The sequence below is a fragment of the Cohnella zeiphila genome, assembly GCF_014212055.1.
Taxonomy (GTDB): domain Bacteria; phylum Bacillota; class Bacilli; order Paenibacillales; family Paenibacillaceae; genus Cohnella; species Cohnella zeiphila.
Window position 1 is genome coordinate 105,918 of record NZ_JACJVO010000002.1, and the last position, 25,791, is coordinate 131,708.

Here is a 25,791-nt window from a genome sequence, read left to right on the forward strand (position 1 = left end):
ACGAAAAGCGCCTGTCAATCGGTTTTTACAAATAAATTTAGAATCAAGCGTTTTCAATGTTAAGTTTATTTACATTAATGATTATTTCATAATCGATATCTAAAATTTGCGTTACAATTTATTACACAACCACAATCTTTACTGTCTTCCTGCCCTTAAGGCACCCCTTCTCATGTCAAAAGGCCTTTCGCAAGGCAGTCTGCCGCGCGAAAGGCCTTTGTCGAGCGATCGTATGTTTCGTTCGTTTACTCCGTCGCAATCGCGATGCCGACCGGCTTGTCGCCCGCCTGCACCGTTTCCGTTCCGGCCGCGCGCCCGAAGCGGACGTCGTTCACCAGCACGTTTTCTCTCAGCACATGGTCGAACGCCTTCAAAGCCGCTTCCGTCTCGGCGTCGACATCGAGCACCAGATCGACCCGCCGCTCGATCGGCAAGTCGAGCTTCTTGCGCGTATCCTGGATGGCGCGGATTACTTCCCTTACAAGCCCTTCCTGCTCAAGCTCCGGCGTGATCTCGGTGTTCAGCGCCACGGTCAGCCCGCCGTCCGAGGCGGATGCGAAGCCCGGCTTCGCCCGCTTCTCGACGAGCAGCTCCTCCAATGCAATGTCGAGCGTCTCGCCTTCGCCGGTCGCGAAGCGGAGCGATCCGTCCGTCACCGCCTTGCGCGCTTCGTTCGCCGGCAGCTCTTTCAGCCAGCTTTGGATCGGGCCGACGTTTTTGCCGTATTTCTTGCCCGCCAGCTTCAGGTTGAGCTTCAAGCTGAGGTCGACGAACCCGCTGTCGTCCTCCGCCTGCACAAGCCGCTTGACGTTGATCTCGTCCTTGACGATGTCCTCGTAGTCCGCGCCGCCGATGCTTCCTTCCAGCGACACGAGCAGCTCCGACAGCGGCTGCCTTGTCTTGATGCCGGACTCGTTGCGCACGTTGCGGGCCAGCTCGACGATGCGGCGGGCCATCTCCATGTCGCGCTCCAGCTCCAGGTCGATCTTCGCCTCGTCGGGAACGGGATAGTCCGCCAGATGCACGCTCTCGCCGCCGCCCAGGTTGTCGTAGATGTCTTCGGCGATAAACGGCGTGTAAGGAGCCGCCAGCCGGGCCGCGGTCAGCAGCACCTCGCGCAGCGTCTGGTACGCGGACACCTTGTCTTCCGTCAGGCCGCTGCCCCAGAAGCGGTCGCGCGAACGGCGCACGTACCAGTTGGACAGCTCGTCGACGAACGCCTCGATTTTTCGGGCCGGATTCAGGAAGTCGTTCGCCTCCAGCCCTTTGCGCACTTCCCCGATCAGCGTGTTCAGCCGGGACAGAATCCAGCGGTCCAGCTTGCTTGCGGACGGACGGGACGGATGCTCCTCCGGACGGTAGCCGTCGATCGACGCGTAAAGCGCATAGAACGCGTGCGTGTTGACGAGGGTGTCGATCACCTTCGACTTCGCTTCGCCGACGATCCCTTTGGAGAACCGCTTGCTGTTCCACGGCGCGCTGTCGGCAAGCAGCGCCCAGCGCAGCGCGTCGGTGCCGTGCTCGTTGATGATATCCCAAGGGTCGACGACGTTGCCCCTCGACTTGCTCATCTTCTGGCCGTTCTCGTCCAGCACGTGGCCGGTGGAGATGACGGATTTGTACGGCGTCTTCCCGTTGAACAGCGTCGATACCGCCATCAAGCTGAAGAACCATCCGCGCGTCTGGTCGATTCCTTCGCTGATGAAGTCGGCCGGATACTGCTCTTCGAACTTCTTGACGTCGCCGAACGGATAGTGGTACTGCGCGAACGGCATCGATCCGCTGTCGAACCAGACGTCGATCACTTCCGGCGTCCGCTTCATGACGCCGCCGCATTCGCAGCGCAGCTGGACGTCGTCCACGTACGGCTTGTGCAGCTCCAGGTCTTCCGCCACCGGCGAAGCGGCGAGCTCGCGCATCTCGGCGTGGCTGTGCGGCGCTTTCTCCTTGCCGCAGCTCTCGCACGTCCAGACGTTGAGCGGCGTGCCCCAGTAGCGGTTGCGGCTGATGTTCCAATCGACGAGATCCTCGAGGAACTTGCCGAACCGGCCGTCGCGCAGATGCTCCGGATACCACTGCACCGTCTTGTTGTTGGCGATAAGCTGATCCTTGACCGCCGTCGTGCGGATGAACCAGCTTTCGGTCGCGTAGTAGAGCAGCGGCGTTTTGCAGCGCCAGCAGAACGGATAGCTGTGCTCGTATTTCTCTTTATGGTACAGCAGTCCGCGCTCGGACAGCTTCTTCACGATCTCGATATCGACTTCCGGATCTTTGACGAACCGGCCCGCCATGTCCGTAACCTCGTCGGTATAGCGGCCCGCGTTGTTGACGACCATCAGCATCGGAATGCCGTGCTGGCGCGCCACGCGGTAGTCGTCTTCGCCGTGCGCCGGGGCGATGTGAACGATGCCGGTACCGCTCGAATCGGTGACGAAATCGCCGTCGATGATCCGATAGGCATTCTCCACGGTCACGTACGGGAACAGCGGCTCGTATTCGAGGCCGACCAGCTCGCGGCCTTTGACCGTTCCGAGCGTCTCGTACTCGCCTTTCAGCACCTTGTCGGCCAAGGTACCGGCTACGATAAACGTCTCGCCGTCCTGGCGGACGCGGACGTACTCGATATCGGGATGGACGGCCAGCGCCACGTTGGCCGGCAGCGTCCAAGGCGTCGTCGTCCAGGCGAGCGCGAACTCGCCGCTGCCCTTCAGCTTGAACTTGGCGGTCGCGGACAAGTCCTTGACGTCCTCGTACCCCTGAGCTACTTCATGCGAGCTGAGCGTCGTCTGGCAGTCCGGGCAGTACGGGCTCACGCGGTGGCCGCGGTACATCAGCCCTTTGTCGTGAATCGTCGCCAGGATGTTCCAGACGCTCTCGATGTAGCGGTTGTCCAGCGTGATGTACGGATCGTCCATGTCCGTCCAGTAGGCGATCGCTTCGGTCAGCTCGCGCCATTGGCGCTCGTACTCGAACACGCTTTCCTTGCACTTCTTGACGAACGGCTCGATGCCGTACTTCTCGATCTCCGGCTTGCCGGAGATGCCGAGCTGCTTCTCGACGCCCAGCTCGACGGGCAGGCCGTGCGTGTCCCAGCCGGCCTTGCGGATGACGCGATAGCCGTTCATCGTCTTGTAGCGCGCGACGAAGTCCTTGATCACGCGGCCGAGCACGTGGCCGATATGCGGCTTGCCGTTCGCGGTCGGCGGCCCCTCGTAAAACACGAAGTTGCGGGCGCCCTCGCGATTCTCGATCGAGCGGCGGAACGTATGCTCCCGGTTCCATTTGTCCAACACGCGCAGCTCTCTGGCGCGCGCCTTCTCTTTGACGTCAACGCGATTCATCTTCGATTCCTTCCTTCCCTTTTCGGCAAAAATAAAAGACCCGCCCCTTAATCAAAAGGGACGAGCCGTTGCTCGCGGTACCACCCTTGTTCCGTTCTCTCCGGCAATCGCAACCAAGCGAAGCGCGGGAAAATCGGCACTCGAGAGCGCGGCCGGTGCCGCGCCGCCCCGGTAACGGCGGGGAAGCCGTCCGCGCTTAGCGGCCGCGCGGGTGCGCATGCCGTTCGGCGCGTCGTCTCGGGGAGGATATGCCGCCTTCGCCTCGCGCCGGCTCGCACCTGCCGCCGGCTCTCTGGGCTTCCGCTCCAGCGCACTTGTTCCCGTCTTCGACGTTCATCTTAATGTTCTTCCCTTTTTTATATAGACAAAAACCTGTTTTGTCAATTCTATTTTACAAAATCCGCAAGCGACTACCGCATCAAACTACCAAAAATGGTCATCGCAGCACCCTACCGCATTCCGGCGAGCTTTTCTACACTGTACTTGATCCATTGTTTTGAAAACGCTTTTCGAAAACGGAGGTGGTCGTCGGACGGCAGCCGAACGATTCGAGATTTGGGTTCCGGCATTCCATTTCGCGATTCAAGAGGAGGATGTTCATGGTTAAGCTCAAAACGTTATCGATCGTTGCTCTGCTCGGTGTCATGACGTTCGCGGCCGCGGCAAGCGCCGAAGGGGAAGTCGTGCCGGTCGCAGGCTTGAAGCCCGCGCTCAAGCTGGATAAACCCGTCTTAACCGCCACCGGCGGCAAGCTGATTTTCAGCGACGACCCCGAGCCGTTCACCCAGCCGGGCGCTTTCTACCGCGACGCGGCCGAAGGAGATTTCCGCGTGTTCTGGCATCACCAGAATCAAGGAGATCTGGATTTGACGGTAGCGGTGGCGATCACGAACACTTCTTCCCAGACCGTCAAGCTCTTCTCGAAAGGACAGGGAGTGTCGACCAGCGTTTACGTCACCGAAGCGGGTCAGCTTTCGCTGGCCGGGTTCCTGAAGACGTACGGCACGACGAAGCAGCTGGCCCGATTGGACCCCGGGGAAAGTTATTTTCTCGATGCTCCGACCGGTCCCGGGCTGACCACGAGCGGCCTGGCCCAATTCAAGGCCGTGACGCAGCACGGGAACGCCCCCGCTCAAGTGGAAGTGACGGTGCTCAATTACGATGCGAAGCCCGATCATCCGGAGCAAATACCGGTGCTGCCGGCAAGAGGTCCGCAAGTCAGAGGCACGTTCCCCCATTTTGACCGGACGGGGACGATTACGTACCATACGTCGATGGGCAATGCGTTCCTTCCGATCGATTCGGCCGCGTCCGGGAAGTGGAAGGACGATATGCCCGGGGAATACGAGACGGGGTGGAACGCGGTCGACGGCAAGGAAGTGATCAACAACGGCAACTATGGCATCCTTTATCATTGGACGTTCGACTATATCAACGACGACCTCGGCGCGAAGACGATCAACATGTATATGAACCCGCCGGGCGGATCCGGGAACTACACGCTGCAATGGAAAAACGAGATCTTGAGTTCCGGCTGGCTGACTTACACGGACGCGTGGAACTTCAAGAGCTTTACGCTGGGCTCCGGCGAGAGAGAAATCAAGATCCAAACGAGCCTCGTCGGCGGATCGGCCGGCGCGCAGAATATCTACTTTAGCAATCAGCATAGATAAAATGGCGGGAGCTGCGAACCTTGCGGCTCCTTTTCCAATGATCCAGGAATAATTGGGGGCTCCCCCGAAAGTAATCGGAATAAGCTTCAGAGCTTCGCGTCACTTTTGGGGGAACGGTTTTGGGGGCTCCCCCGAAAGTAATCGGAATAAGCTTCAGAGCGTGGCGTCACTTTTGGGGGAACGGTTTCGGGGGAATTCACCGCATCAAACTACCAGAAATGGTCATCGCAGCACCCTACCGCATTCCGCCGCGCTTTTCTACACTGGACATGATCCGACGTTAGCGCATTCAAACTTGTTGCTGGGAGGCTTATCCATGAAGCTCGCTTTAAGCATGTGGAGCATGCACCGGACCGTTCGCGGCGAGGGATGGACGGTACTGGACTTTCTCGACTTCTGCCGGCGGGAGGGCATCGATTGCGTCGAACTGCTGGACGTGTTCTGGCGCAACGTCGACGAAGAGCTCCCGCAAGTCGCCGAATTCGCCCGGACCCATCGGATTCGGGTGGTCAGCTACGCGGTCGCCAACGATTTCGTCAAAGCGGATCCGGCGGAACGGGACGCGGCGCGGCGCCAAATCACGGACGCCGTCCCGATCGCTCTGGCCCTGGGAACCCGGACGATTCGCGTGTTCTCGGGCAATCTGAGCGAGGGCTTCACGTTCGATTCTGCGCTCGGGTTCATCATCGAGGGACTGAGCGAAGCCGCGGCTGCCGCCGCAGCCAAAGGAATCACGCTCTGCCTCGAGAACCACGGCAAGCTGGCCGGCACGGGACGGCAGGTCCGGGATATTCTGGAGCGCGTCGGCTCCCCGGCGCTGAAGAGCACCTTCGACACCGGCAATTTCCTGTTGGTGGACGAAGACCCGCTGCGAGCGCTCGACGTTCTGCTTTCCGAGGTCGGCCACGTTCATGTGAAAGATTTCGCCGAAGACCCGGCCGGCCGGTACGTCTCGCTCGGCGGCAAAAAGTTCGAAGGCGTCGAGGCGGGCAAGGGACAGGTCCGGCTGGATACGATTGTCCGGCGGCTTCGCGAAGCGGGATACGTCGGCGAATACGTGCTGGAATACGAAGGAACCGGAGACGAAGCCGCGGGCATCCGAGCCAGCTTTGCTTATTTTCAGACCCTCATTCCCAACTGAACGGAGGTTATCGCATGGGACGCGAACTGGCAGCCGACATCGTCGTCATCGGCGGCGGGACGGGAGGCTGCGCCGCGGCGCTGGCCGCCGCCCGCGCCGGCCGGACCGTCATTCTGACGGAGGAGACCTCCTGGCTCGGCGGACAGCTGACGAGCCAGGCCGTGCCGCCCGACGAGCATCCGTGGATCGAATCGTTCGGCTGCACGGCGAGCTACCGCACGTTCCGCAACGGGGTGCGGCAATATTATCGCGATCATTATCCGCTGACGGCGCAGGCGCGCGCGGCCCGCGAGCTCAATCCCGGAGGCGGCGTCGTCAGCCGGCTCTGCCACGAGCCGCGCGTGGCGCTCGCGGTCATCGAGCAGATGCTGGCGCCCTATGTCGGCAGCGGCCGGCTGACGGTCCTGCTGCGCCACGCGCCGGTAAAGGCCGAGACCGAAGGCGACGCCATCGTCTCCGTCGACGTCCGCAGCGCGGACAGCGGAGACATCGTGCACCTGACGGGCGCCTATTTCCTTGATGCGACCGAGTGCGGCGACCTGCTGCCGCTTGCGGGAGCCGAATACGTCACGGGCGCCGAATCGCAGGCGCAGACGGGCGAGCCCCACGCCGTTGCCGGAGAACCCCTTCCGCAAGACATGCAGGGGTTCACTTACTGTTTCGCCATGGACTATCTAGAGGGCGAGAATCACGTCATCGACAAACCCGCAGAGTACGCGTTCTGGAGGGATTACGCGCCGGATTTCTGGCCGGGACCCTTGCTAAGCCTGACCGGCGTCAAGCCCGCGACGATGGATCCGATCCGTTACGACCTGTTCCCGGGCGGCGGCGCCTCCCTGGCGCTTTTCCAATACCGGCAAATCGCGGCCCGCGAGCGCTTCGCGAACGGTCTGTACCGGAGCGATATCACTCTCGTCAATTGGCCGCAAAACGATTATTGGCTGGGCTCGATTATCGACGTGCCCGAGGAAGAGCGGCAGCGGCACCTGCGGAGCGCGAAGCAGCTCAGCTTCTCGCTGCTTTACTGGCTGCAGACGGAAGCCCCCCGTCCGGACGGGAAGCCGGGCTACCCCGGACTGCGGCTGCGGCCCGACGTCGTCGGCACCGAAGACGGCCTGGCGATGTATCCTTACATTCGCGAGTCGAGACGGATCCGCGCCGAATCCACGGTGCTGGAGCAGCATGTGTCGCCGGCGTGCCGGCCGGACGGCAAGGCGGAAGCGTTCGCAGACACCGTCGGGATCGGGTGCTACCGTATCGACCTGCATCCGAGCACGGGAGGCCGGCCTTACATCGACATCGCTTCGCTTCCCTTCGAGATTCCGCTCGGGGCGCTGATCCCGCAGCGGATCGGCAATCTGCTCGCCGCCGGCAAGAACATCGGCACCACCCATATTACCAACGGCTGCTATCGTCTGCATCCGGTGGAATGGAACATCGGCGAAGCCGCCGGCTGGTGCGCGGCCTACTGCCTGGATCGCTCCTTAAGCCCGAGCGCCGTCCGCGCGATGCCGCAGGAGCTGGCCTCGTTCCAACGCATGCTGGCCGCAGCCGGCGTCGAGCTGCACTGGCCCGTTTTGCGCGCGATGTAATTCCATGAATTCCGATTAAGGAGAGGGATAAAAATGAGTCAAGTCGGCATCGGCATCATCGGGCTCGGAACGATCTCCGAGATGCACCTCAAATCGTACCAGAACAATCCCGACGCGAAGATCGTCGCCGTATGCGATCTCAACGAAGAACGCGCCCGCGCCAAAGCGGAGAAATACGGCGTCCCGAACGTCTACACCGACTATCGCGAGCTGCTCAGCAATCCCGACGTCCACGCGATCAGCGTCTGCACCTGGAACAATACCCATGCGCTGCTTGGCATCGCGGCGCTGGAAGCCGGCAAGCACGTGCTGGTGGAGAAGCCGCTGTGCAAAACGGTCGAGGAAGCGCACGAGATCGAAGCGGCCGTTCGCCGCTCGGGCAAGCAGCTGCAGGTCGGCTTCGTCCGCCGCTACGGCTCGAACACCGGCATCGTCCGTTCGTTCCTGGAGGCCGGCGAACTGGGCGAGGTCTATTACGCGAAAGCGTCCTGCATCCGCCGCGTCGGCAATCCCGGCGGCTGGTTCGGCGACGTCGAGCGCTCCGGCGGCGGTCCGCTGATCGACGTCGGCGTGCATGTCATCGATCTATGCTGGTACCTGATGGGACGTCCCAAGGTCCAATCGGTCAGCGGCAATGCGTACCGCAAGCTCGGCAACCGCGCCAACGTCGGCAACTTCGCCAGCTACAAGGCGGCCGATTACAGCCCCGACCTGAATACGGTCGAGGATCTCGCGAACGCCATGATCCGGTTCGAGAACGGCGCCTCGCTGCTCGTCGACGTCAGCTTCTCCCTGCACGCGAAGGAGGACGAGCTGACCGTCAAGCTGTACGGCACGAAGGGCGGCGTCGAGCTCGAGCCGAAGCTCACGTTCGTGCTGGAGAAGCATGACACGATGCTGAACGCCGTTCCCCAAATTAACCATTTGTCGTTCGACTTCGCCTCCGGCTTCCAAGCGGAGATCGATCACTTCGTCGCCGTCTGCCAAGGCGCCAAAGAGACGCTCAGCCCGGTCGAGGACGGCGTCGAGATGATGAAGATTCTGTGCGGCATCTACGAGTCGGGCCGGCTGGGCAAGGAAGTCGCGTTCGGCTAGGACGAGGGTAATGAACGCCGCAAGCTTGAAAGGGGTTGTCTCCAACGGTCGCGCAATGACCGAAGAGATAGCCCCTTCTTTACGGTCGACGACATGGCTTCTTAAACAGTAGCGCCGGGCGTTTCATGATTCCTCGCCATTGCGATTCAGGCCCAGACCGTTCATGACGTAAGGACGAACCATATCTAGAAGCAGATCGGTTCGATCGTTTTCCCCGACCGTCAGCCAGTCATGCGCGGCGCTATAGATCGCGGAGCCTGTCATGGCCGAAACGATCTTCGCATGAGGACGGTCTGCCGTATAGAGGACATTCCCTTTCAAAAATATACCTTCGATGGTTTGCTGCAGCAATTTCTTTATCTTGTCGTCGACAAGAGCGCCAATCGATTTGGAATCCATTCTGCATATTCGATAAAAATCTACGATGTAACGGTGTGCGAACAAAATCAGTTGGTCGCATACTTCATCTGTGAACTCGCTCGCGTTCACCGCTTGCTCGGGAATTCTCTCGTGAAAAGCTTGTTCCGTAATTTCTTCAAGCAAAGCGTACTTATCTTCGAAATGCGCATAAAAGGTTGCGCGGTTAATGGTAGCCCTCTGCGCGATATCTTTTATGGTAATGGCGTCGAATCCTTTCCTCTGCAACAGATCTCCGAACGCGTCCTTTATTAACTGCCGCGTGCGCAAAACCCTTGGATCTTCCTGACTTGCCATATCGAGATCTCCTTCCAGGCATCAAATAACGCGAAGTGTTGTCTATGCGACTTTTCGCTTCGTCTGCCGGTTGAAACCATAAGAATGCGGCACTATCATTTTATGCGACGGTTGTTGTTTAAACAAACCGTGACGATTTCGCCGAGAGGAAGGATCATCGTGAACGCCAAACGAAATAGACTGCTGATATTCGGCGCCGGCGTGATCGGCAGCGTATACGCGCTCCGATTCGCGCAGTACGGACTGGACGTCACCTTGCTGGCAAGAGGAAAAAGGCTGGAGGCGTTGAACAAAAACGGACTGAAATACAACGATAACGGAACGATAAGGAAAATACCGATCAGGACGATCGAGAAGCTTGAAAACGACGACATCTACGATTTCGTCTTTGTTCCCGTACGGTATGACCAAGCCGAGTCTGCCCTGACGGCGATCAAGAACAATCGGAGCGAAACCATCGTCACCTTGACCAACACCGTCGGATACGACGCTTGGCTGGATATCGTGGGCGACCGGCTGCTCCCGGGATTCCCCGGCGCGGGCGGAGACATCAAAGATGATGTTCTTTACGCCCGATTCGGTTCCGAGAAACATCAAGGAACTTTTTTTGGCGAAATAAACGGACGAACGACCGAAAGAGTGAAAGAGCTGGCAAGAATACTCGAAACGGCGGATTTGCCTTACGAGATACAAGATAACATTCAAGCGTTCCATGTCTCGCATGCCGCGATCGCCGCGGTCAACAAGCATTTCTATACGAATGACGGCATGACGGATTTGGAGACGGCAAGAAGCGAAAATACGCTAAGCAAGGTCGCGGCGGATATCAAACAAAATCTTCGCTTGGTAGAGCAAGCCGGAATTCCGGTCATCCCGTCCGAAACGAAATCAATGGGAGAACTGCCCGAACAAGATATTGTGACGAAATACCGTCAAATGCTGAGCGATAGCTTCATCATCGACGTAAAGCTGGGGAAGCACGCCGTTAACCAAAAAGCGGAAATTCTGCTGCTGGACAAGATGCTTCATCAAAAGCTGACCGCTCGCCGATGACATAGACGGCCGGCAAGCCAAAGCCGCCCCCAAGTCATGTCCATGACGTTAGGGGCGGCTTTTCTGCCTAACCTTTTTATAATCTCTCTTCGCTTCTCTTTTTATTTTTTGGAGCTCTTATACCACTCGTTCGCGCCCGCGGTCATGTCGGCGCCACCCTGCTCCTTCCACTTGGCCACGAATTTGTCGTAGTCGGACAGCGGCTCCGTTCCGGTAATGAAGTTGAGCATCTCGTCCAGCTGGAACTGCAGCAGGTTCAGCTTGTTCTCCGCGACCTGCGGGATCGGCGGCGCCAACGCGATCGGGTCGGTCACGACCAGACCTTCGGAATTCGCCTGCATCTGCTCGAAGTACGATTGCAGCGTCGGATCCTTGCGCACGCGGGCCTGCCAGTAGTCCGGATATTTGGTCTCGTCGACGCCGGTCATGTAGTTGCTTGCGTTGTTCAGATCGTCGGTGAACTTGGGCAGAATCGGATAATACTTGCCGTCCTTCACTTCGTAGTGGACGCCCTCCTGGCCGATCGACATCTCCTTGAAAATATCCGGCGACAGCTTGGCGTCCAGCAGCTTGACGGCATCTTCCTTATGCTTCGCATACTTCGGCACGACCGCATACCAGGAGGTTCCGGTAACCGCGTAGACGGTCGCCTTGCCGCTCTTATCCTTCAGGAACGGCACGAGCGCCGCCTTCGCGTTCGGATCGGCCTTCGTCAGCGCGTTGATCGCGCTCGGCGCGTTGTACCAGGCCAGCTTGAACATCGCCGCCTGCCCGTTGGCGAACTTCTCCATCATTTTGGCCGCCGTGTTCAGCGGCAGCTCCGTATCCAGCAGCCCTTCCGTGTACAGCTTATTCATATAAGTCAAATATTCCTTCATCTGCGGCGTCTCGACCTGGTGAACGAGCGTGCCGTTCTGGTCGACCCAGTCGGTCGTCACGCCGAACGCCGCCGCGATGTCGCCGAGCAGCGAGCTTACGGCGTCCTTGCTCGCGGTAAGCGGAATGACGTTCTTCTTCTCTTTGATCGTCTTCAGCACCGTGTACAGCTCGTCGGGGTTGGTCGGCATCTTGAGCCCCAGCTCATCCAGCCAATCCTGCCGCACGACCAGCTCCTCGCTGACCGCGATGCCCGATCCGGTCTCCGGGATGCCGTAGATTTTGCCGTCCAGCTTGGCGCTTTCCCATGAGGCGTCCGAGATCGCATTCTTGATGTTGGGGCCGTTCTTGTCGATCAGATCGTCCAGCGGCTCGAGCGCTCCGGAGCTGGCCAGGTTGTAGAATTGCGGGGCGCTGAGCTTCATCAGGTCGTAAGGCTCCTTGTTGGCGACGAGCAGATTCAGCTTCTGGTCCGCTTCCTCGGCGGGCAGCATGTCATACTTGACCGGATAACCGGTCAGCCGCGTGATCGCCTTGGCCGTATAGTCTTCGTTCGGATCGAAACGGCCGTACTGAATGAGCATCTTCAGCTCGGGCTTGCCGGAGCCGGAGCTCTCTTTGTCCGATTTGCCGCTGCAGGCCGCAAGCGAGAGCGTGAGCGCGCCTGCGAGAGTAATTGCCGCTATTTTTCCGATCATGCCTTCAACCTCCGTTTTCATGGATTGCGCCGTTTGAAGCGAATTGCCGATGGCCGAACCGCATTCGTGCCGACATCACCTCCCGCAAGCGTCAACGAGTCATCCCTGAAGCTCCTCTATTCTTTCACCGAACCGACAAGCACTCCTTTGACGAAATATTTTTGCAGGAACGGGTACACGATCAGAATCGGAACCGTCGCGAGCAGGATGGAAGCCGCCTGGATCGACTGCGGAGCCGTATTCAGCGCCTGGTCGGGGTTCAGGGTCGCATTGCGCAGGAAATCGCTGGAGGAGACCAGAAGCTCCTTCAAGAACAGCTGCAGCGGCTTCAAACCCGGATCGGAGATATAGATCATCGCGTTGAAATAATCGTTCCAGAAGGCGACCGCGAAGAACAGAGCAATGGTCGCCAATACCGGCAGCGACAGCGGCAGATAGATGGAGAACAGAATGCGGATATGCCCGGCCCCGTCCAGCTTGGCCGATTCCTCCAGACTGTCGGGCAGCCCCTCGTAGTAATTTTTGATCACCAGCATGTTGAACACGTTGATCATCGAGGGCAGGAACAGGACAGGCAGCGTATTGACGAGATGAAGATTGTGCATGAGCAGGTAGGTCGGAATCAGGCCGCCGCTGAACAGCATCGTGAAGATGAAGAGAAGCAGCAGCCATTTTCGGCCGACGAGGCGAGGCTTGGACAGCGGGTAGGCGGTCAGCGCCGTCACCAGCAGGCTGCATGCCGTCCCCAACAAGGTCAGCAGGACCGAGACGCGCAGCGCGCCCAAGAACGCGTCGTCCTGGAGCACATATCGGTACGTTCCGAACTGCAGATCGATCGGGAGCAGGTTGACCCGGCCGGCGACGACCGCTTCCTCGCTGCTGAGCGACTTGGCGAGCAGGTTGACGAACGGAAGCAGCGTCGAAAGGCCGATCAGCGCGAACAGCGTATAATTGCAGACGTCGAACACTTTCTCGGGCAACGAACGGCGAATGCCTTTTCTCCGGCGCTTTGTCTTCGCGGTCGCCGGCACCCGTGCCGTCATGCTATCCATGTTGATTAGCCCCCTTCGTCACCAGATGCCCCGGCGCAAATATTTGCGGCTCAAGTAGTTGCCGGAGATGATCAGAACGAAGCCGATGACCGATTCGAACAAGCCGACGGCTGTCGTAAAGCTGTATTCCTGCTTGCCCAGACCCATCCGGTACACGTAGGTGCCGATGATGTCGGACGACTTGTAGACGGTGGAGTTGTACATCGCCAGAATCTGTTCGGTATCGCCCGTGAACATGCTGCCCAGCCGCAGAATGAGCATCAGCACGATAATGGGCGAGATTCCCGGCAGCGTAATGTGCCAGATTTGCTTCCATCTCCCGGCTCCGTCCATCCGCGCCGCTTCATACAAGCCCGGATCGATGGTGGAGAAAGCGGCGAGATAGACGATCGTGCTCCAGCCCGTCTCCTTCCAGCCGGCCGTCGTGACGAGCACGCTGCGAAAGTAGTCGTTGCTCAGGAAGAAAGGGATCGGCTCGATGCCGAATTGGCCCAGAAATTTGTTGACCAGTCCCCCGTTGATCGAGAGCAGGTCGATGAACAGGCCGCTGATGATGATCCATGACAGGAAATGCGGAAGGTAGATGACGGTTTGCACGGTTTTGCGGTAGGTCATCTGCCTCAATTCATGGAGCAGAATGGCGGCGATAATGGGCAGCGGGAACAGGAAGACGAGCTTAAGCAAGCTGATCTCGATCGTGTTGCGAAGCACGAGCAGGAAGTCGTCGGACTCAAACAGCTTGCGGAAGTTTTCCGTCCCGACCCAAGGGCTGCCCGCCATCCCGTCGAAAATGTTGTAATCCTTGAACGCGATAAGGATGCCGTACATCGGCGTGTACTTGAACAGAAGCAGCACGGCAATGCCCGGCAAGAGGAGCAAATAGAGTTCCCGGTCGGCGCGGATGTTCTTCCAGACCGACCGTCTGTTCGGCCGCGGCGCGATGGCTGAGTTCGGATTCCTGTCCGTCATGCTTCTCCCCCTTGCTGGTCTTGATCGATTCCGTAGCTTAAGTGTAGAGGGGAAAGCGCTGTCCTAGTAGAGGAGGCTCATGACCGTTTTTGGTAATTTGATGTTGGATCGGAGGAAGGCGCGGCCGAAAAAGCCCGGAACCGCAAAAGCTGCGGTCCCGGGCCCGAACGAAATCGCCGAATGGCCGGTTATTGCTTCATTCCACCCGGCGTTACGCCCCAATATTTGCGGAATACTTTCGTAAAATAGCTGACGTCGCGGTAGCCGACCATCCGTGCGGCATCGTACACTTTGGCTCCGTCGGAGAGCGCGGCTTTGGCTTTCTCCATCTTCTGCTCCAGCACGTAAGCCGAGAACGTCTGCCCCATCTCCTGCTTGAACAGGCGGCTCAAATACGACGGATTCACGTACAGTCGCTCCGCGGCCGTATGAAGCGACACCTCTTGATCGATCTCCTCCTGCGCGATGACGAGCAGCGTCTCGACGAACTGATGGCGGCTCGATTTGCGGCGCCGGGCCTGATACGAGGCGATCTCGTCCACGCTGCTTTCCAGCCAGGCGCGGATCTTGTCCCGGGTCGACAGCTGGTTCGGGCTCAGAAACGAGGCGAAGTTGATCTTCAGCACTTCCTTGACCGCAAGCCCCTGCTTCTGCACGAACCGGACAAGCAGGCTGCCGATGTAGAGAACGCCCTCCATAATCTCGTCGGCCGTCTCGGCCCCTGCCATCCCGCTCCGCCACATCTCGTCCAGAGCCCGGACCGCCGCTTCGGCATCGCCCAGCTCCAATGCGATCTCCAGAGCTTTCTCCTGCTCGCCGCTGATCGGAGGCGGGACGGCGCCCGGCGTGCCGCACGAGTCCGGCTCGCGGTACGGAATGGCGATCCCCGGCCCGTACACGATGCGGTCCTGCAGCGCAAGGCACGCTTCGGCGTACAGCCCGTTCAGCTCGCTTAACGTCCCCACGGAGCCTCCGATCCCCGCGCTGCAGACAAGGCCGAGGCCCTCCCGCGCCCGATTCAGCAGCTTATCCACCAGCGCCTGAGGACCCAGCAGACCCTGCTGCGCGTCCTTCTCCGGAGGAACGGCGAAGATGGCCGCCAGATATCCCTGCCCGTCCAGGCACAGCCAGCAATCCGCTTCGGCCAGCAGCGACTGCGCCAGCAGGTAGACGGAGAACCGCGCGCGGGCGAGATCGACCGGGCGCGCGCGCTCCGCGCCGGCTTCGCCGCCGGCATCCGCGCTTGGCGGCTCTTCGGCCGGCTCCGTATCGACGACGGCGACCGCGTAACGCGCGCCCGCCGGGAGCCTGAGCCCGTACTCGGCGCCTTGACGTTCGGCTTCGCCCGGCCGGAACGAGCCTCGCAGCAGCCGCTCGAGGAAAGCCGCCTGCAGCTGCGGCAGGTGATCGACCCACTTCTGCCGCAGCAAATCCTCGTTATAGCGGCGGTCCAGCTCCCGGCGGAGCTGCCGGGCCGCCCCGGCGACCGCCTCCAGAATGTCGCGCTCGCCGGCGGGCTTGAGCAGATATTGGGTCACGCCCGCCTCCATCGCCTGCTGCGCGTACGCGAAGTTGTCGTGACCGCTCAAAATGATCGTTTTCAGGAAAGCGTCCTTCTCTCTCAGCAACCGGACAAGCGTCAAGCCGTCCATCTCCGGCATCTGAACGTCGAGCAGAATGATGTCCGGCTTCTTCCGCTCGAACAGCTGCAGCGCCTCCTTCCCGTTCGCCGCCAGCGCCACGACTTCGATGCCGTGATCCTCCCACGGAATGCCTCCGGCGAGCGACTGCCGCAGCCGGGCTTCGTCCTCCACAATCATCAGATTCATCTACGATTTCTCCTCTCTCCCCTTCAGACCGGACGATTCAAGGGAGGCTTGCGCGTAAATGTCGTAACGGCATCGCTCCAGCGGCAGCCGAACGATGGCCTTCGTCCCTTCGCCTTCCCGGCTGCCGACGGTCAGATCGGCTTCTTCGCCGTAGCAGAGGCGAATCCGGGTCATCACATTGCGCAGGCCGAACAGATCGTTTTTCTCCTCCGGCTGGAGCGACAGCAGCCGAATATGGCGGCGGCGCAATTCCCCCAGCTCGGCCTGTACGTAGGCGATCCGCTCCGCCGTCATCCCCCTGCCGTTGTCGGCGACCGACAGCTCCAGGAACTCGCCGTCCACCCGTCCGCCGACCGCGAGCCGGCCTCCTTCGCTGCAGCCTTCCATGCCGTGCAAAATCGCGTTCTCCACCAGCGGCTGCAGCAGCAGCTTCAGCACCGGCACCTCCGCCGCCTCCGGCCCGATCCGGTATTCGACCTCGAAGCTGTCGAGGAACTTGAGCTGCTGGATGCGCACGTAGTAGTTCAGATGCTCGATGCTCTCCCGCACCGTGATGACGTCATTGCCTTTGTTAAGGCTCAGCCGGAAGAACTTCGACAGGTTGAGCACCATTTCCCCGATCTCTTCCGCCTCGTAATTTTGCGACGTCCAGTAGATCGAGTCGAGCGTATTGTACAGAAAATGCGGATTGATCTGAGACTGCAGAAACTTCAGCTCGGTCTGGGCCAGATGAAGCTGCTGCTCGTAGTGGTTCTCGATCAGGTGCTTCTGGTTGAGCGTCATCTGGTTGAACGTCTCGGTCAGGAAGCCGAGCTCGTCCTTCCGTTTGTAATCGATTTTCACGTCGAGCATGCCGGCGCTGATCTGCTTCATCCCCTTCATGAGCTTCTTGACCGGGGAGGCGATTCCTTTGTACACCGTCCAGGAGATGATGAAGGCCAGCACGATGCTAAGGCCGGCGATCAGGTACAAGTACCTTTGAATCGATTCGGTCCGCCGGAACACCTCGTGCTTCGGCTGCACGATCGTCATCTGCCAATTCGAATAATTGGAGCGGATCGTGACGGACAGCAGCTCCGAACCGCCCCGCTCGGCGGCCTTTGCCGTCTCGGCGCTGCCTTCTCCGACGATGAGGCTCCCGTCCTGCCCGTACAGCGACACGTACGCGTTCGCCGTCGGCAGCAGCGACTTGACCGTCGACCGCAGCTCCGACTGATCCAGCGAGATGATAAGCGCATTGGGCTGCCTGCGCTGATTGTACAAATCCATCGACCGAACGAGCGAGAGCCTGTCGTTAAAGATCGATTGGGCGCCCGAATCGCCCCCCCTCGTTCCGATGCGGCCGGATTCGTATAAAATGCCCGATCCGATGCGGTTGATCGTGTCCGTCAGCCACTGCCGCTCCTCCGCCTCCGGCTGCCGCGAACCGTAGCCTGTCGTCAATAGCGTGTTGGACGCCTCGTGGTAGATCGATATTTTCTGAACGAACTGGTTGCTCAGCTTGATGTTGGACATCTGTTTAAGAATCTGGGCGAAGTCGAGGATCGACTTCGAGGTCAGCTTGGCGCCGCTGCCTTCCAGCAAGGAGATGACGTTCGGGTCGGTAGCGATAATGGTCGACAACTGCTCCACGTTCAGCAGCGTCAAATCCAGGCTGTCCATCGTGGAGGAGAGCGCCAGCTGCGACCGTTCGACCGCCTGGTCGTACAGGACGTGTTTGGACTGCTCGACCGCGTACATGCCGACGCCCGTGAGCGGCAGCAGCAGGATGAGAAAATAGCACGTAAGACGGAATTGGATGTTCTGCGAGAACATCCGGCGCACGCCGGTCGGTCCGATCCTCATATCAATTCTCCGTCCCTTGCTTGGACTGGCGATACCAATCGTTGACTTCCCGGGTTATCTCCGCTCCTCCGTTCGCATACCACTGCGCGGCATAATCGTCGAACGCCTCCAAGGGTACGAGCCCCATGACGATCCGGTCGAACACGTCCTGCAAATCTTTCAGCTTGGCTCCGTACTGGCTCATCGACGGCGTCGGCGCGCCGGTGAACGCATCCGGCATCAGATGCTCGTCGATCCGCTTCAGGTTGTCGTTCAGATGGAACGGACCGAGCGAGTCGAGCCGCCGGGCGTTCAGCGCCGGATTGTCGAAGTCCGCCAGCGATTGGTAGATGCCGCGATATTGCTGCTGGTTATGCTTCGCAAAGTCCGTCGCCATGACCCCGTCCTTCATCGTCCAGACGTCGTTCTCGAAGCCGAGCTTTAACGTTTTGTAGCCTTCGCCGGCGATAAAATCAAGCATCCGGATCGCTCCCGCGGGATTGGCGCTCCCTTTGGGCACGACGTTGTAGGAGCGGATCGGGTTGTTGCCGTAGACGCCTTGCAGGCCGTCCGGTCCGACCGGATCATCCAGCGCGATCCACTCCTCCCCCGGATGGTGGTCCATGCTGTCCTTGATCGCTCCTCTCGTATCGTACCAGGTCGCCGAATAGAGCCCGACTTTGCCCGATCGGACCTTGTCCGCCAAGGTGGCCGTCTCGTTCAGCGGATACTGCGGATCCATCAGCCCTTCCGAGTACAGGCGCCGCAAAAATTCAAGCGCATTCTTCGTCTCCGGGAGAACGTTGCCGTATACCAGTTTGCCGTCGCGTTCGAGCCACTGGTCGAGCTGCGTGCCGAAAGCGCCGAAGAACGGACTCGACCGTCCCAGATGTTCCGTCAGAATCAGCCCGTACGTGTCATCGATGCCATTGCCGTCGGGGTCGTCCTTCGCGAACGCCTTGATCGCCTCGTAATATTGCTCCAGCGTCCGGGGCGGCGCAAGTCCCAGCCGGTCCAGCCAATCCTTGCGCGCATACATCAGCTCGGTCCCGTCTGTCTCGGACAAGCTAGGAACCGCATAGATGCGGCCGTCGTAACGGACGCGATCCCACAGCTCTTCCGGGATGTTGGCCAGCAGGTGCTTGCCGTACTGCCGGAGCCAATCGTCCAGCGGCAGCAGATCGCCTCGCCTGGCGTAATTGTCCACCCACACGCCGCTGACGGCATTGATCAAATCCGGCGCATTCCCCGACGCCATGATGACGTTCAGCTTCTCCTCGTACGCATCTTCCGGAGGGAGCAGGACGTCGACGTCCAGTCCGGTTGCCTGCTCGATAAAATCCAGGTACGGATTGTGGTTCTCGTCCAGGCCGTCGGGAAAAGCGAGATCCATGCCGTACAAGACGGCCGATACGTCCGTGCGGCCGCTTGCGGACCGGGCGCCGGTATCGGACGCGGGCTGCGAATCGCTGCAGGCGGCCAACAGCAGTGCGCCTGAGAGCGGGATGGCCAAGAGGCTTCGTCTCCGCTTACCTTGCATACCCGGCATTCTCCTCCCTCTGAAGGATGGCAATAGTGGCAAAAAACCGCCCCCAGGCCGAAGCCTGCGGGGCGGCTTAATCGCAGCCGTGCCGACAAATCATGATGGCGACCGCATACATGGCGGCGGAACGCTACTCCAGCTCGCGGACGCGGGCTTCGTTCGATTCGAGCGATTCCCAGCCGTCTTGGCTGAGCAGGTCGAGCTGGGTCTCGACGAGCGCGCGGAAGCGGGCGCGGTAGATGGCCGCTTGCTTTTTCAGCTCTTCGACCTCCATCGCCACCTTGCGCGACTTGACGAGCGAGTCGTTGACGATGCGGTCGGCATTCTTCTCCGCTTCCTTCACGATGAGCTGAGCTTCCTTCTTGGCGTTGTTCTTCAGCTCGTCCGCGGCTTCCTGCGCCACGATGATCGTCTTGCTGAGCGTCTCCTCGATGTTGGCGAAATGCCCGAGCTTCTCCTGATGCACCGAGAGCTGAGCCTGCAAATCTTTGTTCTCGCGGATCAGCGACTCGTAATCTTTAATGATCTGATCTAGAAATTCATTGACCTCGTCCTCGTCATAACCGCGCAGTCGCTTGGAAAATTCCTTGTTATGAATATCGAGTGGAGTAAGTGGCATTGCGAAGTACCTCCTGTGCTCATGGTCCGGCTCCGTTCTCTCCCTTGAATTCGACGGAAGACGGCAAATTCCTCCCGGACCCTTACACAAATTTGCCGATTCGTACGCGATTTCGGCCGCTTTTGGACACGCCCTCCGCGGCGAGCACCTTGAAGCGCCCGAACCCTTTGAGGGAGACGACGTCGCCTTCCCGCAGCGCGTAAGACGGATCCTCGACCGTCTTCCAGTTGACGCGGCAGCGGCCGGACCGGATCGGATCGACGATCTTCGAGCGGCTGAGCCGAAAGGCGTCGCTGGCGACGCCGTCGAGCCGCATCGAGGCGACGGAGATTACAGACTCCTCCAATTCCGTCTTCACTTCCCGCAAGCGGTCAAGCGGGAGCACTTCCGTGCTCACTTCCGCGCGGTGGACTTGCCGCAGATGCGTCCGGAGGAAATCCCCGATCTCCTCCGCGATCAGCGCGTGGCAGCCGTCCTCCCGGACGTGGAGGTCGCCGATCTTCTCCCGCTTGATGCCGAGCCCAAGCAGCGCGCCGAGGTAGTCTCCGTGGTCCAGCTCGCCGATCCGGCGGTCGTCCGAAGCGACGGAGAGCACCGCGATGCCGATCGGCTCGTGCTCCAGCGGGCGATAATCGGGCGCGACCAGCGAGCGGCGGCGCTCGGCGTCCGGGCTTCCGCCATCCAGCCGCAGAGCGACGTCCGGATGGCGATTGGCGAGCGTAAACAAAATATGCGCCTGGCGCGGGTCCAGAAAGTCGGTGCGCCGAACTTCGTGATACTCGGCGGCCCGCTGAACCCACTCCCAGGCGCGGTCGACAAACGCTCGCTCGTCAGGATGGAAATGCGCGTAAAGATCCTGTTGCGGCATTCTTCATCGATTCCTTTCGAACGGTAATACGGCGGTCTGTCTTATCCGAAGAACATCGACAGAACCGCGTCGATTCCCAGCACGATGAACCGCAGCGCGATCAGCGCCACGATCGGCGAGATGTCCAGAACGCCCCCGATCGCCGGGATAAATCGCCGGAAGATGGACAAGTAAGGCTCAACCAGCTTGCCCAGCAGCTGTCCGACGAAGCTCTCCCGCACGGAAGGCACCCATGACATCAACACGTAAATCAGGATCATGTAAAAATAGATGTTGTAAAGGATCCCAATATAGCTCTCCACTACGTCCAATCCGAGGTCACCTCATTCTGTGATATTCGGTTTCCTCCGCCATCATCTCCGAGATCGTCCCCGAGATTTCCACGGAATCCGGGGTGCAAAGGAAAATGTTCGGGCCGACTTTGGAAATATGCCCCCCAAGGGCATAAACCGTCCCGCTCAGAAAATCGACGACCCGGAGGGCCTGTTCGCGTCTGATCCGCTGCAAATTGACGATGACGGAACGGCGCGACTTCAGGTGGTCGGCGATTTCCTGCGCCTCGTCATACGTGCGCGGCTCCACGAGCACGACGCGGGTGCTCTTCTGGGAATGGATGCTGACCACGTTGCTCTTCCCTGATGGTTTACGGGATTCGAACGCGGAAGTTTCAACTTCCGGTTCGTCCTCCACTCCCATTTTCTCCGGTTCCGCCGCCGCTTCTTCGTCCTGCAAGCCCAAATAATTCAAAAATTTGTTGACGACGCTCATAAAGTTCGCCTCCTTAAGTTAGCCGATTCGAGCCGTCCTCCGCCGGAATCAGATATCTTCTTCTTTCCCGATCAGCACGCTTCCCAAACGGACCCACGTGGCCCCTTCTTCTACGGCGACTTCGAAGTCGCCGGACATCCCCATCGACAGCTCGCGGATCGGCTCGCGAAACGCTCCGCTCTCGTTGAGCTCGTCCCTCCATTGCCTGAGCCGGCGGAATACCGGCCGCGCATCCTCGGGAACGGCGGCGAGCGGGGCCATCGTCATCAGCCCGACCGGACGAATCCGGTCCATTCCCCGCAGCGCGGCGGCGAAGCCGGGCAGCTCCTCCGGCGCGAGGCCGTGCTTCGAACTCTCGCCCGATACGTTCACCTGGATAAAGCAGGATACGGTCAGATCCAGGGCCTCGGCCCGCTTCTGAATCTCTTCCGCGAGCGGCAGGCGATCCAGCGAATGAATATAGTCGAAGCGGCCGACGACGTCTTTGACTTTGCGGGTCTGAAGCGACCCGATGAAGTGGAAGACCGCTTGTCCATGCAGCAGACGCCACTTCTCCTCCGAATCGGGCCAGCGGTTCTCGCCGATGTGCCGAACGCCGTGCGCGACGGCGTTCGCGGCGGCGGCCGCGGAGACGTACTTGGTCACCGCCAGCACGTTCACGCCGCCGGGCGATCTGCCGCTTCTCTCGCATGCTTCAACGATTCTGCGCTCCACATCCCGCATGCGTTCCTGTATCGACACCTTGGCCGTTCACCCTCTCTTCCTCCCGAGCCAGCTCATCATCCGGCCGGTCGCGCCGTTCTCCATGCGATGGGAGAAAAAAAGATCGGTGCGGCATCCGGTGCACCATGTTGTCAATTCGATGCGGCTCGGCAAAATTCCTGCTTTTATCATAAGGTGTCGGTTGATTTCTTTCAAGTTCAGCTTGGCGCGCCCATTTTCGACGGGCGTAAAGAACGTCCCGTCCTCCGTTTCCGCACGCTCCGCCAAGGGCCGCACATGCCGCAGCACCGCCTCGTCGACCTCGTAGCAGCAGACCCCGATGGACGGACCGATCGCGGCGAGCAGATCGGCCGGCTTCGTCCCGAACGTCCGCTCCATGGCCCGCACGGTCTCTCCCGCGACGTCCGCCACCGTCCCCTTCCAGCCGGCATGGGCGAGTCCCAGCGCGCCGGTCTCCGGATCGAGAAAATAAAGCGGAACGCAGTCCGCGAAATACATGACCAGCAGCACGTCCGGCTCGTTCGTGATCAGCGCATCCGTCCCCTGTACGGCGGAAGCGCGGTCCAGCCGACCCCGGCCCCTGTCGGCCGCGGTCACGACGTGAACGCGGTTGCCGTGCACCTGTTCGGCGCAAGTCCACGCCGCTACGTCCCAGCCCAACGTACCGGCGACCCGATCCCGGTTCGCAAGCACCGCCTGCGCCTCGTCGCCGACGTGCAGCGCCGTGTTCAGCGTGTCCAGCGGAGCGGCGCTCACGCCTCCGTGCCGGGTCGAGAAGCCGGCCGTCACGCCGCCTTGCGCCTCCCATCGCTCCAGATGAAGCAGGCGCGCTCCTCCCGCCGGATGCTCCTTCGGCTTAAACGGTTCCATGCTCACACCTCCGCCCCCAGTGTATCATAGCGCCGACGCCGACGGAATAGAGAAGGAACCGGACGTCACCGCCCGATTCCCTCGTTCTCCTCCAGGCGGTAGGACTTCGCGTCGTCCAGCCGGACGAGCACGACGTCGGCGCCGATCTTGACGATGTTCCGCCAGGGAATGACGACGTCGCTTCCCCCGCCGCCGAACATCCCGAAAAAACGGGTGGCGGTCGGCACGACGATCGAATCGATTCTTCCCTGACGCAGATCGAGCTCCAGGTCGCTCACTTGGCCCAGCTTTTTGCCGTCGACGATGTTGATGACGTCCTTGGTCTGGAAATCGGATATTTTCATGGACCCTTGATCCCGCCTTTCCCCTGCGTCGTCCGGTCCGCTCCGGGCGTCCCGTCATAGGCGTCCGTCTCGTCTAATTCATTATATGTGCCTATCCGGGAAAATGTCCGATAAACCGGTCCCCCAAAAGTGACGCGTTGCTTCGTAGCTTATTCCGAGTACTTTTGGGGGAGCCCCCGAAAACAATCCCCCAAAAGTGACGCGTTGCTTCGTAGCTTATTCCGAGTACTTTTGGGGGAGCCCCCCTGGAAAACAAAATAACCCCAAGTGGGGCTTAGCTTCGAAGCTTTTTTAGGTACTTTACGGGCCATGGAAGAATACACGAATGTGCTGGCCGTATCCGTATCGGGCAGCGGGCTGAACGTGTAACGGAGAGTCGGTCTGCCAAAGGCTACGTTAGCCGATTTTGTCGGCTATCGGCATCCGTTTGGTCTGCCCAAAGGCCACGTTAGCCGATTTTTTCGGCTATCGGCATCCTTTCGGCCTGCCCCGACGCCACGTTAGCCGATTTTATCGGCTATCGGCATCCTTTCAGCCGCCATGGGACTGCAATAGCCACTTGGGAAGCTTTTATACTTTCTTTAATATTAACGAAGTCCCCCGGACGGAATCCGGAGGACTTGGGTTTGTTCACGTTTTGACATGCTTCTGCATCTGCTGGATGGCCGATTTCTCGAGCCGGGACACCTGCGCCTGGGAGATGCCGATCTCGTCGGCCACTTCCATTTGCGTCTTGCCTTCGAAAAACCGCATCGACAGAATCATTTTTTCGCGCTCGTTCAGCTTTCTCATCGCTTCGCGGAGAGCGATTTCTTCGATCCATTGAATGTCCTTGTTGCGCTCGTCGCTGATCTGGTCCATGACGTAGATCGGATCTCCGCCGTCATGGTAGATCGGCTCGAACAGCGAGACCGGATCCTGGATCGCGTCCAGCGCGAACACGATGTCCTCCTTCGGCACGTTCAGCGCCTCGGATATTTCCAGAATCGTCGGTTCGCGCGAATGCTGGTTGGTCAGCTGGTCCCGGATCTGCAGCGCTTTGTAGGCGATGTCGCGAAGGCTGCGGGATACGCGGATCGGGTTGTTGTCGCGCAGGTAGCGGCGGATTTCGCCGATGATCATCGGCACCGCATAGGTGGAGAACCGGACGTTCTGGCTTAAATCGAAGTTGTCGATGGCTTTCATAAGTCCGATACAGCCGACCTGGAACAGGTCGTCGACGAATTCCCCGCGGTTGTTGAACCGCTGGATGACGCTCAGCACAAGGCGCAGGTTGCCGTTGACCAGCTTCTCCCGCGCTTCCAGTTCCCCTTGGGTTTGCAGAGCGAGAAACAGTTCCCTCATTTCGGCGTTGGTGAGGACAGGCAGCTTTGAGGTGTCCACTCCACAGATCTCCACTTTGTTGCGGGTCAAGACGATTCCTCCCGGGGAGCAGCGTTATTGTAAAGTATCTCCGGGGGAGGGCTTTTTATTCGATCAGACCATTTTGTTGAATTCTTTGCGGAGCCTTTTGATGATTCTTTTTTCCAGCCGGGAAATGTACGACTGGGAGATGCCGAGCAGATCCGCGACGTCCTTCTGCGTCTTCTCCTCGCCGTCCGCCAGGCCGAAGCGCAGCTCCATGATCGTCCGCTCCCGCTCGGTCAGCTTGTCGAGCGCCTTGTGCAGCAGTTTGCGGTCCACCTGCTCCTCGATGTTGCGATAGATCGTATCGTTCTCGGTGCCGAGCACATCCGACAGGAGCAGCTCGTTGCCGTCCCAATCGATGTTGAGCGGTTCGTCGAACGATACCTCGGTCCGCGTCTTGCTGTTGCGGCGAAGATACATCAGGATCTCGTTCTCGATACAGCGGGAGGCGTAGGTGGCCAGCTTGATTTTTTTCTCCGGATCGAACGTATTGACCGCCTTGATCAGCCCGATCGCTCCGATCGACACCAAATCCTCGATGTGGATGCCGGTGTTCTCGAACTTGCGGGCGATGTAGACGACGAGGCGAAGGTTCCGCTCGATCAGCATCGCGCGGATGGCCGCGTCTCCGGACGGCAGCCGCTCGAGCAAATATTCTTCTTCCTCGCGCGTCAGCGGAGGCGGCAACGCTTCGCTGCCCCCGATGTAGTACACTTCCTCGCTCTTCCATCCTAACCGGAACAACAGGCGATAGAGCGTCAGTTGGGACATCAGCTTCCATTTTACGAGCAC

Annotated in this window: 22 protein-coding genes; 5 read left to right on the forward strand and 17 right to left on the reverse strand. The window is 59.8% G+C overall.

Annotated elements, in window-relative coordinates:
• Window positions 1-245: 245 nt before the first annotated feature.
• The gene (gene ileS / locus H7C18_RS01745) at window positions 246-3,341 is read right to left on the reverse strand and encodes an isoleucine--tRNA ligase (RefSeq protein WP_185127288.1); all 3,096 of its coding nucleotides are present in this window, start codon (window positions 3,339-3,341) and stop codon (window positions 246-248) included.
• Window positions 3,342-3,940: 599 nt separating this feature from the next.
• On the opposite strand from ileS, the gene H7C18_RS01750 reads away from it, so the two are divergent.
• The 4 genes from H7C18_RS01750 to H7C18_RS01765 all read left to right on the forward strand — a co-directional run bounded on the left by H7C18_RS01750 (window position 3,941) and on the right by H7C18_RS01765 (window position 8,842).
• Window positions 3,941-5,014 (forward strand): hypothetical protein, encoded by a 1,074-nt coding sequence (locus tag H7C18_RS01750; protein ID WP_185127289.1) that lies wholly within the window; start codon window positions 3,941-3,943, stop codon window positions 5,012-5,014.
• 316 nt (window positions 5,015-5,330) lie between these two features.
• Window positions 5,331-6,155, forward strand: a complete 825-nt coding sequence (locus H7C18_RS01755; RefSeq protein ID WP_185127290.1) for a sugar phosphate isomerase/epimerase family protein — start codon at window positions 5,331-5,333, stop codon at window positions 6,153-6,155.
• A 14-nt stretch (window positions 6,156-6,169) separates the two neighbouring features.
• Window positions 6,170-7,747, forward strand: coding sequence for an FAD-dependent oxidoreductase (locus H7C18_RS01760; RefSeq protein ID WP_185127291.1), 1,578 nt, complete (start codon window positions 6,170-6,172; stop codon window positions 7,745-7,747).
• A 33-nt stretch (window positions 7,748-7,780) separates the two neighbouring features.
• On the forward strand, window positions 7,781-8,842 hold the full coding sequence (locus H7C18_RS01765; RefSeq protein WP_185127292.1) for a Gfo/Idh/MocA family protein: 1,062 nt from the start codon (window positions 7,781-7,783) through the stop codon (window positions 8,840-8,842).
• Window positions 8,843-8,965: 123 nt separating this feature from the next.
• On the opposite strand, the gene H7C18_RS01770 is transcribed toward H7C18_RS01765, so the two are convergent.
• The gene (locus H7C18_RS01770) at window positions 8,966-9,556 is read right to left on the reverse strand and encodes a TetR/AcrR family transcriptional regulator (protein WP_185127293.1); all 591 of its coding nucleotides are present in this window, start codon (window positions 9,554-9,556) and stop codon (window positions 8,966-8,968) included.
• Between the two features lie 159 nt (window positions 9,557-9,715).
• Between H7C18_RS01770 and H7C18_RS01775 the strand changes: the two genes are divergently transcribed.
• Window positions 9,716-10,609 carry a ketopantoate reductase family protein gene (locus H7C18_RS01775; protein WP_185127294.1) on the forward strand — a complete coding sequence of 298 codons (894 nt, stop codon included), beginning with the start codon at window positions 9,716-9,718 and terminating at the stop codon, window positions 10,607-10,609.
• Window positions 10,610-10,710: 101 nt separating this feature from the next.
• Here H7C18_RS01775 and H7C18_RS01780 read toward each other — a convergent pair whose 3' ends face one another.
• The 15 genes from H7C18_RS01780 to sigE all read right to left on the reverse strand — a co-directional run bounded on the left by H7C18_RS01780 (window position 10,711) and on the right by sigE (window position 25,791).
• A complete protein-coding gene (locus H7C18_RS01780) occupies window positions 10,711-12,183 on the reverse strand; it encodes an extracellular solute-binding protein (RefSeq protein WP_185127295.1) in 1,473 nt (490 codons plus the stop codon).
• Between the two features lie 116 nt (window positions 12,184-12,299).
• The gene (locus tag H7C18_RS01785; protein WP_185127446.1) at window positions 12,300-13,226 is read right to left on the reverse strand and encodes a carbohydrate ABC transporter permease; all 927 of its coding nucleotides are present in this window, start codon (window positions 13,224-13,226) and stop codon (window positions 12,300-12,302) included.
• 27 nt (window positions 13,227-13,253) lie between these two features.
• The gene (locus H7C18_RS01790) at window positions 13,254-14,204 is read right to left on the reverse strand and encodes an ABC transporter permease (protein ID WP_185127296.1); all 951 of its coding nucleotides are present in this window, start codon (window positions 14,202-14,204) and stop codon (window positions 13,254-13,256) included.
• Window positions 14,205-14,392: 188 nt separating this feature from the next.
• Window positions 14,393-16,033: a response regulator transcription factor gene (locus tag H7C18_RS01795; protein ID WP_185127297.1), complete on the reverse strand. Its 1,641-nt coding sequence runs from the start codon at window positions 16,031-16,033 to the stop codon at window positions 14,393-14,395.
• Entirely contained in the window at window positions 16,034-17,878 is a 1,845-nt protein-coding gene (locus tag H7C18_RS01800; protein ID WP_185127298.1) for a sensor histidine kinase, read from the reverse strand. It lies immediately after the preceding gene.
• 1 nt (window position 17,879) lies between these two features.
• Window positions 17,880-19,397 (reverse strand): extracellular solute-binding protein, encoded by a 1,518-nt coding sequence (locus H7C18_RS01805; RefSeq protein WP_185127299.1) that lies wholly within the window; start codon window positions 19,395-19,397, stop codon window positions 17,880-17,882.
• Between the two features lie 133 nt (window positions 19,398-19,530).
• Window positions 19,531-20,019 carry a DivIVA domain-containing protein gene (locus tag H7C18_RS01810; protein WP_185127300.1) on the reverse strand — a complete coding sequence of 163 codons (489 nt, stop codon included), beginning with the start codon at window positions 20,017-20,019 and terminating at the stop codon, window positions 19,531-19,533.
• 82 nt (window positions 20,020-20,101) lie between these two features.
• Window positions 20,102-20,887: a YlmH family RNA-binding protein gene (locus H7C18_RS01815; RefSeq protein WP_185127301.1), complete on the reverse strand. Its 786-nt coding sequence runs from the start codon at window positions 20,885-20,887 to the stop codon at window positions 20,102-20,104.
• 41 nt (window positions 20,888-20,928) lie between these two features.
• Window positions 20,929-21,198, reverse strand: coding sequence for a YggT family protein (locus H7C18_RS01820; protein WP_185127302.1), 270 nt, complete (start codon window positions 21,196-21,198; stop codon window positions 20,929-20,931).
• Between the two features lie 7 nt (window positions 21,199-21,205).
• Entirely contained in the window at window positions 21,206-21,655 is a 450-nt protein-coding gene (locus H7C18_RS01825; protein WP_185127303.1) for a cell division protein SepF, read from the reverse strand.
• A gap of 48 nt (window positions 21,656-21,703) precedes the next feature.
• Window positions 21,704-22,396, reverse strand: a complete 693-nt coding sequence (locus H7C18_RS01830) for a YggS family pyridoxal phosphate-dependent enzyme (RefSeq protein ID WP_337912707.1) — start codon at window positions 22,394-22,396, stop codon at window positions 21,704-21,706.
• A 9-nt stretch (window positions 22,397-22,405) separates the two neighbouring features.
• Entirely contained in the window at window positions 22,406-23,248 is an 843-nt protein-coding gene (gene pgeF / locus H7C18_RS01835) for a peptidoglycan editing factor PgeF (protein ID WP_185127304.1), read from the reverse strand.
• A 65-nt stretch (window positions 23,249-23,313) separates the two neighbouring features.
• Window positions 23,314-23,592 carry a PRC-barrel domain-containing protein gene (locus tag H7C18_RS01840; protein WP_185127305.1) on the reverse strand — a complete coding sequence of 93 codons (279 nt, stop codon included), beginning with the start codon at window positions 23,590-23,592 and terminating at the stop codon, window positions 23,314-23,316.
• Window positions 23,593-24,222: 630 nt separating this feature from the next.
• Entirely contained in the window at window positions 24,223-25,005 is a 783-nt protein-coding gene (sigG, locus tag H7C18_RS01845; protein WP_185127306.1) for an RNA polymerase sporulation sigma factor SigG, read from the reverse strand.
• 63 nt (window positions 25,006-25,068) lie between these two features.
• Entirely contained in the window at window positions 25,069-25,791 is a 723-nt protein-coding gene (gene sigE / locus H7C18_RS01850; RefSeq protein ID WP_185127307.1) for an RNA polymerase sporulation sigma factor SigE, read from the reverse strand.